The sequence below is a fragment of the Cellulomonas sp. P4_B5_2 genome (assembly GCF_056402235.1).
Genome location: NZ_JBFUHU010000150.1, coordinates 1 through 8,762, shown reverse-complemented (window position 1 = coordinate 8,762; position 8,762 = coordinate 1). Strand labels below are relative to the sequence as shown.

The following is an 8,762-nucleotide window of genomic DNA, read 5'->3' as shown; positions in this document are numbered from 1 at the left end:
CGTCCCGGTCGCGCGGTTGGCCGGCACGGGTCGACGGGTCTGCTCGGTGCGGGCGCGCGGGCGTACCGAGCCGGGGACGGGACCCGTCATCCGCCGGCTCCGGCCGGCTCGGGGGCGCCCTGCACGCTGCCGTCGGCGAGCCGGAGCCAGCCGGTGCCGTTGGTGGGCACCATGCCGAGTGCRCTGGCCGCGGCGGCGAGCTGCGTGGGCGAGGCCTTGGCGTCCAGCTCCGCCGTCAGGCCCAGCGCGTCCTGGTTGAGCCGGCCCAGCTCGTTGGACAGGTCGTACTTGGCGTACGCGCTCGCCGCCATCGAGGTGTTGAGCAGCAGTGCGGACARGAGCGCACCGGCGAGGACGGCCATGCAGGCAAGGATGAACGGCACACGTGTCCTGGCGTGCTCCGGCGCGCGGACGACGCGAAGTCGGGGTGCCGGGGCTGCCTTGGGGCGGGCCGGGGTCGGGTAGGCGCGAGCGGTGCTCACTCGGGCAGCGGACTGGGCGCTCATGCTGCCCTCCTTCCGGTCGGACGTGGCGTCAGGTGGTCAGGGGTGGGACGGGTGCGCTCGGCTGCGCGGAGCCGGACGGACTGCGACCGGGGGTTGTGCGCCAGCTCGGCCTCGTCGGCCTCCTCGSCGCCGCGCGTCACGAGGCGCAGGAACGGTGCGTGGGTCTCCGGCTCGACCGGCAGGTCCGGCGGGGCGCTCGACGTCGCCCCGACGGCCAGCGCGCGCTTCACCGCCCGGTCCTCGAGCGAGTGGTACGACTCGACGACGATCCGGCCGCCCACGGCGAGCGCCTCGATCGACTGCGGCAGSGCGCGCTCCAGCACCTCGATCTCGCCGTTCACCTCGATGCGCAGCGCCTGGAAGGTGCGCTTGGCCGGGTTGCCGCCGGTCTTGCGCGTGGCTGCGGGGATGTTGGCGCGCACGATGCTCACCAGCTCCCCGGTGCTCTCCAGAGGACGCCGGGCGCGCTGCGCGACGATGGCCCGGGCGATGCGCGGTGCGAACCGCTCCTCGCCGTAGACGCGCAGGATGCGCGCGAGCTCGCGCTCGTCGTAGGTGTTGAGCACGTCCGCCGCCGTCTGCCCGGTGGTCGCGTCCATCCGCATGTCCAGGGGGGCGTCGGCCGAGTAGGAGAAGCCGCGCTCGCGCTCGTCCAGCTGCAGGGACGACACGCCGAGGTCCATGAGGACGCCCTGCACCGCGGGGATGCCCAGCGAGTCCAGGACGTCGTTGATCTCGTCGTAGACCGCGTGCACGCCGGTGAACCGGTCGCCGAACGGCGCGAGCCGCCTGCCCGCGAGCTCCAGCGCCTGGGTGTCGCGGTCGATGCCGACCACCCGCACGTGCGGGAACGCCTGCAGGATGCCCTCGGTGTGGCCACCCATCCCCAGGGTCGAGTCGACCATGACCGGGCTCTCGACGTCGAAGGCCGGGGCCAGCAGGTCGAGGCAGCGCTGCAGCAGCACCGGGGTGTGCCGGGAGGCCGCGTCGTCAGACGTGTGCTCGGTCATCGCTGCTCCCCTCCCCAGGTGGCACGAATGGTGTGGTCGGGCGGCCCCTCCGCCGTCCGACCAGATCCCCCACCGACCCTCTGCCACCGGGGAAGTGCGGCAGAGATTCGGGAGGAGGTCTCACCGGGCGGCCCGTGGGCCAGTGCGTCTAGAAGGGACCGTTCGGGAAGACCTCCTCCGCGGTGTCGGCGTAGCCGGCCTCCTGCTCGGCCAGGTACGTCTCCCACGCGGTGAGGTCCCAGATCTCGACCCGGGTGCCGGTGCCGATGACGGCGACGTCGCGCTCGAGCCCCGCGTACTTGCGGAGCATGGGCGGGATGGAGATGCGGCCCTGCTTGTCGGGCAGCTCGTCCGAGGCGCCCGACAGGAAGACGCGCAGGTAGTCGCGGCCCTGCCGGCTGGTCACCGGCGCCTGCCGCAGCTGGTCGTGCATGCGCTGGAACTCCTGCATCGGGAGCAGGAAGAGGCACCGCTCCTGGCCGCGCGTCATGACCAGTCCAGGGGCGAGCTGACCACGGAACTTGGCCGGGAGGATGAGCCGGCCCTTCTCGTCGAGCCGTGGGGTGTACGTCCCGAGAAAGGGCGCGAACGAGCCGAAGACGCCGGCGGACGACTCATGCGTCACCCCGCCTCCTCCCGGTCCCTCGCTGCATGTCGTGGTGCGACATTCCCCGCCTCACCACGTGCCTCCACGGTACTCCACTTCACTCCACCTGCCACCGGAGATCCGCATGATTCACCCGATCGAGAGTACAAAACCGCAGGTCAGAACCGTGGAGCGAAGTGGAGGGAGGTTCGGCCCCCGAGCATCGTCGGGGCGTGTCGAGGCACGTTCAACCAGCCCGATTCCGGAGGGATCGGACGAATCGCCGCCGGTCCGGGCGCCTTCGCCGCTCGACCGGGTGGGTGGTGGAGCGAAGTGGGGGGCCGATGGGCGATGAACTGAGGGCGCCCGACCTTTAGGCTCGGACCCAGATCCGCCAAAGGAGGCGTCATGCTGCAGGCCGTCCCGTCCACGAGTGAGCTCGAGGACGTCGTCGACATCACCACGAGGATGCGCACCGCCGTGGAGGGGGTCGTCACCGGCCGCCCCGAGCTCGTGCGCGTCACGGTCGCCGTGCTGCTCGCCGAAGGGCACCTGCTGCTCGAGGACGTCCCGGGGGTCGGCAAGACGACGCTCGCCAAGGCGCTGGCCAAGACCATCGACTGCACCGTCGGCCGGATCCAGTTCACGCCGGACCTGCTGCCCTCGGACCTCACCGGCGTGAACATCTTCCGGTCGCAGACCCACGAGTTCGAGTTCCGGCCCGGTCCCGTCTTCGCGCACGTCGTGATCGGCGACGAGATCAACCGGGCCTCGCCCAAGACGCAGTCCGCACTGCTGGAGTGCATGCAGGAGGCGCAGGCGACCGTCGACGGCCGCACCTACCCGCTGCCGCGGCCGTTCCTGGTCGTCGCCACCCAGAACCCCGTCGAGATGGAGGGCACCTACCCCCTCCCCGAGGCGCAGCGCGACCGGTTCATGGCCCGGCTGACCGTGGGCTACCCGAGCATCGAGTCCGAGCTCGACATGCTCGACCTGCAGGAGACGTCGGACCCGCTGGACACCCTGCGGCCCGTCACCGACGCCGCGCAGGTCAAGGCGCTCATCGAGACCACGCGCCGGCTCTACGCCGCGCCCGGCATCAAGCGGTACGTCGTGGATCTCGTCACCGCCACCCGCGAGGACCCGGGCCTGCGGCTCGGCGCCTCCCCGCGCGCCGCCATCCAGCTGCTCCGTGCCGCCAAGTCCCTCGCCGCCATGGACGGCCGGGACCACGTGCTGCCCGACGACGTGCAGCAGCTGGGCGTCCCCGTGCTCGCGCACCGCCTGCTGCCGAGCACCGAGTCGCGCCTGTCCGGCCGCAGCACGTCGGACATCGTCGCCGACATCCTCGACCGCATCCCGCTCCCGTCGACGGCGGGCACCGCGCGTTCGCGACGCGCGACCGGCTGATGCGACTCCGTCCCACACCCCGAGGCTGGGCGCTCGCAGGCGCGGGCATCGTCGCGCTGCAGCTCGGCGTCGTGCTCGGGGCGGTCGACCTGGTGCGCATCGGCACGCTCGCGCTCCTGCTCGTCGTCGCGGCGGCAGTCGGCGTCGGCGTGCTCGACCCCGGTCGCGGCAAGCACCGGCTCAACGTCCAGCGGCGCGCCCGGCCGAACCCCGTGCACGCGGGCGACGAGGCACAGATCGAGGTCGTCATCGCGGCCGCCGATCCCGCCGCGCGCGTGCGGCTGGCAGGGCTGAAGTTCGCCGAGCAGGCCGCCACCGAGCTGTCCGGCGGACGCCCGCTGCGCGCCCGGGTGACACGCGCGCCGCGCCGCGTGACCGTGACGTACGCCGTGCAGGCCGCGCGACGCGGCCGCTGGCCGCTGGGTCCGCTCGTGGTCACCCGCAGCGACCCGTTCGGCGTGGTGCGCACGTCGGCGACCCTCGGCGACCAGGCCGAGGTGTCGGTGTGGCCGGCCGTGGTGCCGCTCCCCACCCCGAGCGACGTGCTCGTGGGCGAGCCGGACCGGGTGGCCCTGGGCGCGCGGAGCCCCTCGACCGACGACGCCTCGCTGCGGGACTACCGCGAGGGCGACGACCTGCGCCGCGTGCACTGGAGCAGCAGCGCCCGCAAGGGCGCCCTCATGGTCCGCTYGGACGAGCGCGCCGGCATGCGGCCCGTCTCGGTCCTGCTCGACCTGCCCGCGCGGGTCGCCAGCCTGGAGTGGTCGATCTCACTGGCCGCGTCCATGTCGCTGGCCATGCTCGACGGTGGCCACCCGGTCCGGCTCGTCAGCGGCCTGCGCGACAACGCCAGCCCGTACCCGCTCGCCTTCGTGCACGACCGCTCCGGACCCGGTGCCCGCAGCGCGGTGCTGGACCGCACCATCGACCTCGAGGCACCGCGCACGGCCGCCCAGGGCGAGGCCGAGCTCGTCGCGGCCGCCCACCTGCTGCACACCAGCGACGCCGGCGGGGAGATCGTCCTGGCCGTCCTCGGCCCGCTCGGCGCGTCCGCCCGTGCCGCGCTCGCGCACGTCGCCGACACCGCTCAGGCCTGGGCCGTCGTGCGCGCCGACACCCCCGCGCACGAGGCGGAGGCCGAGCACACCATGAAGGCCCTGCGTCGAGCCGGCTGGCGTGCCTGCAAGGTGACACCGGGCGAGCCGATCGTGGACTGCTGGCTGCGTCTGCTGGGGTCGGCCCAGTGAGCGGGCGCACGCTCCGCATCCCCCGCGGACCCCGGTCGGCGCTGGGGTCGGCCCTCTGCGCGGCCGCGACCTGCGCCAGCCTCTTCGCGCTCACCGGTCTGATCGTGCGCGGCAGCTGGCTCGTCGCCACGTGGCTGATCGTCCTGGTCGTCGCAGCGGTCGTCGTCGGTGTCCGTGCCGTCACGCGGTCCTGGTGGGCGCCCACGCTCGCCGGGACGAWCGTCGCCGCCGCCATCGTGCTCGTCCGGTACGGGGCTCCCCCGGGGCGGCTGCAGGTCCTGCCGGACTCCGGGTCGTTCGACCGGACGCTCGCGACCGCGCGCGAGGGCGTCGCGGTCATCAACGCGTCCCTCGTGCCCATGGCCGGGGTCCGTCCCGCCGAGCTGCTCGTGGTCGTCGGGGCCGTCTCGGTCTTCCTGCTGGCGGACCTCGTCGCGATCGGGCTGGGTGCGCCGGCACTGTCCGGTGTCGCGTTCGCGGGGCTGTGGGTGCCCGCGATCATCCTGGGCTTCCCGGCCAGCGGCTGGGCGATCGCCTGGACGGCCTTCTTCTACCTCCTGCTGCTGGCGCTGAGCGCGGCCCCACCAACCGCCCACAGCGACCGTGCCCGGCGGACCTCCGTCGCGGTCCTGAGCTCGGCCTCGTTGATCGTCGCCACACTCCTGGCCGGCCCCGCCGTCGCGGCCTTCCCCGGGTGGGCGACCATGCGCATGCCCAGCTTCGGCACCGGTCCGGTCGGGCCGATGTCGCTGAGCGACAACCTCGACCTGCGCGAGAGCCTGGGCTCCCGGTCGGGCCAGGTCGTCCTGCGGTACACGGTCACCCCGGTGGTCACGGACGAGGGCGCCGAGCCCGCTCCCTCACCGAGCGCGGACACCAACGTCACCGCCAACGACGTCGGCCCCCTGCGCGCCTTCACGCTCACCACGTTCGACGGCCAGGAGTGGGACCGCTCGGACTCGCTCGAGCTCACCGGCTGGGACCCCTCGACGCTCCTGTCGTCGGACCCCACCATCCTCGGCACGTCCCCCGACGCGGACCGCGGGACCCTCGCCGACGTCCGGATCGAGGTGGACAACCTGCGCGAGCGCCGCCTCCCGGTGAGCACCTTCCCGCGCACCGTCGACGTGCGCGGCGGGTGGGAGTACGACCCCGGGCGCGACGAGGTCGTCGGTCGACGCGGCACGTTCGACGGCATGACCTACGCCATGCAGGTCGAGATCCCGTCCCTGACCAAGGAGGACCTGGTCGGCGCGGAGGTTGGCGACCCCGGTGACGACGGCGCCTCCCTCGAGGTGCCGCAGACCACGCACTCCGACGACATGTCCGCGCTCGCCCGCGAGATCACCGAGGGCTCCACCACGCCCTACGAGCAGGCGATGGCCCTGCAGACGTACTTCCGGGCGACGACGAACTTCACCTACGACACCCGCGTCGCACCCTCCCAGTCGGACGACGCCGTCTGGGACTTCCTGCAGTCCACCCGCGGCTACTGCGTGCAGTTCGCCACCTCGATGGCGATGATGGCCCGCTCGCTCGACATCCCCGCCCGGGTCGCGGTCGGCTTCCTGCCCGGTGAGTCGGACCGCAACGGCGGCTACGTCGTGTCCGGCCAGAAGTCGCACGCCTGGCCCGAGCTGTTCTTCGAGGGTTCCGGCTGGGTGCGGTTCGAGCCGACCCCAGGAGAGCAGACCGGCGCCCCGCCGCGCTGGAGCGACCCGTTCGTCGGCATCTCCGCCCCGGACCAGATCCCCGACGACCAGGTGCCCGTCCCCCTGCCCGGCGCGACCTCCTCCTCCGCGCCCGGCGGCGCGCAGTCCTCCGGCGGCGCCGAGGACGACGAGCAGGCCTGGCTGCCTGTGGCGGTCACCGTGGCGATCGTGCTGGCCGTGGCGTCGTTCGGGCTCGCCCTCATCCGGCGTCGCACCCGCTTCCGCGCGGACCTGACCCCCGAGCGTGCCTGGCTCCGCGCCCGGCGCCGGCTCGGTGCGCGCGGGGTCACCTGGACGGACGCCGAGACCCCGCGAACCGTCGTCGTCTCGGTGCAGGAGCAGCTGCGGCAGGCCGCCGGGTCGTCCCTGACGGGGTCGTCCGTCGACGCGCTCGAGTCGCTGGCGCGGACGGTCGAGCGCGACCTCTACGCGCCGGAGCAGCCCTCAGTGGACCCGGAGGTCCTCGCCGGGTGGGTGGACGAGCTGATGAGCGGGGTGGAGAGCCTGCTCAGTGACCGCTCTCGCCGCGGCGCCGCTCCCAGCGCTCCTCGAGACGGGACATGAGGCTGCTCTTGCGACGGGCCGGCGGCGTTGCCGGCTTGACCTGACCGTCGCTCTGGACCACGCCTCGCGGACCGGAACGGTGCCCGGACGCGCGCTGCGGCGCCGCGAAGGCGAACGCGACGGCAGCGAACATCACGACGAAGCCGATGACGCCGAGCCACGGGAGGCCGTTGGCCGCGCCGAGGACGAGCAGCAGCAGACCGACAGACGCACCAACTCCCGCGATGACGTATCGGCCGAACGGGCGATGCCCGCGCTGAGTCAGCGTGTTGGCGAGCCGCGGATCGTCAGAGGTCAACTGGCGTTCCATCTGCTCGAGCACGCGCTGCTCGTACTCCGAGAGAGGCATCCTGACCCCCGTTGTCAGCTATGTGGACCTGTCGTCCGGTTCAGGATAGATCCGCCGGAACGAAGGTGGTAGTCGAGCCGGAGGATACTCCTCCAGCCTGAGGAGCCCCGGCCCTGATCGCGGCCCCGCCGAACCGCTCGCGGACCCGGTCCATGGTCAGCTCCGCGTCCCGCCGGGCGCGGACGGGCTCGTCCGACGCCTCCTCGAGGGTGGGCTGGCGGATGGTCGACGCCGCACGGGACAGACCCTCGGCGCGCACCCCGACGAGTCGGACCGGAAGCCCTCCGAGATCGACGCCCGCGAGCAGCTCCCGCACGGCCAGGAACATCTCGCGCCCGACGTCCGTAGGGGTGACCAGCGTGCGCGACCGGGTGAGCGTCCGGAAGTCGGAGGTCCGGATCTTCACCGTGATCGTCCGCGTGACCAGGCCGTTCCTGCGCAGCCGGACCGCGCACCGGTCGGCGAGGTCCCGTGCCTTCTCCTGGACCACGGCGAGGTCGGCGACGTCGGTCAGGAACGTCTCCTCGGCGCCCAGCGAGCGCTCCTCGCGGCCCGGGCTGACCGGCCGCGGATCGCGACCCCACGACAGGTCGAACAGGTGCGAGCCCGCGACCTTGCCGACCGCGTGCTGCACCGTGGACACGTCGCTGTCGGCGAGCTGTGCCACCGTCCGGATACCGAAGCGCGCCAGGGCGGCCTCCGTCTTTTCACCCACCCCCCACAGTGCCCCGACCGGCAGCACCCGCAGGAACTCCACCGTCGCCGCCCGCGGGACGAGGAGGACGCCGTCCGGCTTGGCCTGGCCGGACGCGAGCTTGGCGACGAACTTGGTCGATCCGATGCCGACGGAGCACGTGATCCCGAACTGCTCCTGGACCTGCCGCCGGATCAGCCGGGCGATGACGGTGGGCGGCCCGAGGCGTCGGCGCGCGCCCGCCACGTCGAGGAAGGCCTCGTCGATGCTCACCTGCTCGACGAGCGCGGTGACGTCACCGAGCAGCTGCATCACGCCCGTGGAGACCTCGTGGTACGCGTGGTGGTCGGGCGGGACGACGATCGCCTGCGGGCACTGGCGCAGCGCGGTGGCCATCGGCATCGCCGAGTGCACGCCGAACGCCCGGGCCTCGTAGGTCGCCGCCAGGACCACGCTGCGCGCCGCGCCACCGACGATCACCGGCAGGCCCCTGAGCTGCGGCCGACGAGCCAGCTCCACCGACGCGAAGAACGCGTCCATGTCGACGTGCAGGATCGAGCAGCCGACCTCCTCGCGACCCCAGTCGCGCCTGGCCTCGGCCGACCGGGGTCCGCGACTCATGGCTGCACGAGGTCGTCGGACCCGCCGACTGGCTGATCGGCGCTGCTCATGACGCCCGCTGGG

Annotated in this window: 8 protein-coding genes; 3 read left to right on the top strand and 5 right to left on the bottom strand. The window is 73.2% G+C overall.

Annotated features, from left to right (window positions below; translation table 11 throughout):
* Window positions 1–86: 86 nt before the first annotated feature.
* The 3 genes from ftsL to mraZ all read right to left on the bottom strand — a co-directional run bounded on the left by ftsL (window position 87) and on the right by mraZ (window position 2,141).
* Complete coding sequence (gene ftsL, locus AC1DUQ_RS12145) at window positions 87–506, bottom strand: cell division protein FtsL (protein WP_477063073.1); 420 nt, start codon at window positions 504–506, stop codon at window positions 87–89.
* Window positions 503–1,516, bottom strand: a complete 1,014-nt coding sequence (gene rsmH, locus AC1DUQ_RS12140; protein ID WP_477073868.1) for a 16S rRNA (cytosine(1402)-N(4))-methyltransferase RsmH — start codon at window positions 1,514–1,516, stop codon at window positions 503–505. Before rsmH ends, ftsL begins: the two co-directional genes overlap by 4 nt.
* 148 nt (window positions 1,517–1,664) lie before the next feature.
* Complete coding sequence (mraZ, locus tag AC1DUQ_RS12135) at window positions 1,665–2,141, bottom strand: division/cell wall cluster transcriptional repressor MraZ (RefSeq protein WP_477063071.1); 477 nt, start codon at window positions 2,139–2,141, stop codon at window positions 1,665–1,667.
* A 369-nt stretch (window positions 2,142–2,510) separates the two neighbouring features.
* Between mraZ and AC1DUQ_RS12130 the strand changes: the two genes are divergently transcribed.
* Genes AC1DUQ_RS12130 through AC1DUQ_RS12120 form a run of 3 tightly spaced genes read left to right on the top strand, consistent with a single transcriptional unit; the run spans window position 2,511 to window position 7,035 of the window.
* On the top strand, window positions 2,511–3,512 hold the full coding sequence (locus AC1DUQ_RS12130; protein WP_477063070.1) for an AAA family ATPase: 1,002 nt from the start codon (window positions 2,511–2,513) through the stop codon (window positions 3,510–3,512).
* A complete protein-coding gene (locus AC1DUQ_RS12125; protein WP_477073867.1) occupies window positions 3,512–4,759 on the top strand; it encodes a DUF58 domain-containing protein in 1,248 nt (415 codons plus the stop codon). Before AC1DUQ_RS12130 ends, AC1DUQ_RS12125 begins: the two co-directional genes overlap by 1 nt.
* On the top strand, window positions 4,756–7,035 hold the full coding sequence (locus AC1DUQ_RS12120) for a transglutaminase TgpA family protein (RefSeq protein WP_477073866.1): 2,280 nt from the start codon (window positions 4,756–4,758) through the stop codon (window positions 7,033–7,035). Before AC1DUQ_RS12125 ends, AC1DUQ_RS12120 begins: the two co-directional genes overlap by 4 nt.
* Here AC1DUQ_RS12120 and AC1DUQ_RS12115 read toward each other — a convergent pair.
* Together AC1DUQ_RS12115 and dinB are read right to left on the bottom strand one after the other, a co-directional pair.
* Complete coding sequence (locus AC1DUQ_RS12115; RefSeq protein ID WP_477063067.1) at window positions 6,980–7,384, bottom strand: DUF3040 domain-containing protein; 405 nt, start codon at window positions 7,382–7,384, stop codon at window positions 6,980–6,982. The two genes, AC1DUQ_RS12120 and AC1DUQ_RS12115, sit on opposite strands and share 56 nt — an antisense overlap.
* Window positions 7,385–7,424: 40 nt before the next feature.
* Entirely contained in the window at window positions 7,425–8,699 is a 1,275-nt protein-coding gene (gene dinB / locus AC1DUQ_RS12110) for a DNA polymerase IV (protein ID WP_477063066.1), read from the bottom strand.
* Between the last annotated feature and the right edge of the window lie 63 nt (window positions 8,700–8,762).

Excerpts from the sequence above, each read along its gene's own strand:
- AC1DUQ_RS12130 (WP_477063070.1), top strand. The coding sequence starts at position 2,511 with ATGCTGCAGGCCGTCCCGTCCACGAGTGAGCTCGAGGACGTCGTCGAC.
- AC1DUQ_RS12115 (WP_477063067.1), bottom strand. The coding sequence starts at position 7,384 with ATGCCTCTCTCGGAGTACGAGCAGCGCGTGCTCGAGCAGATGGAACGC.
- dinB (WP_477063066.1), bottom strand. The coding sequence starts at position 8,699 with ATGAGTCGCGGACCCCGGTCGGCCGAGGCCAGGCGCGACTGGGGTCGC.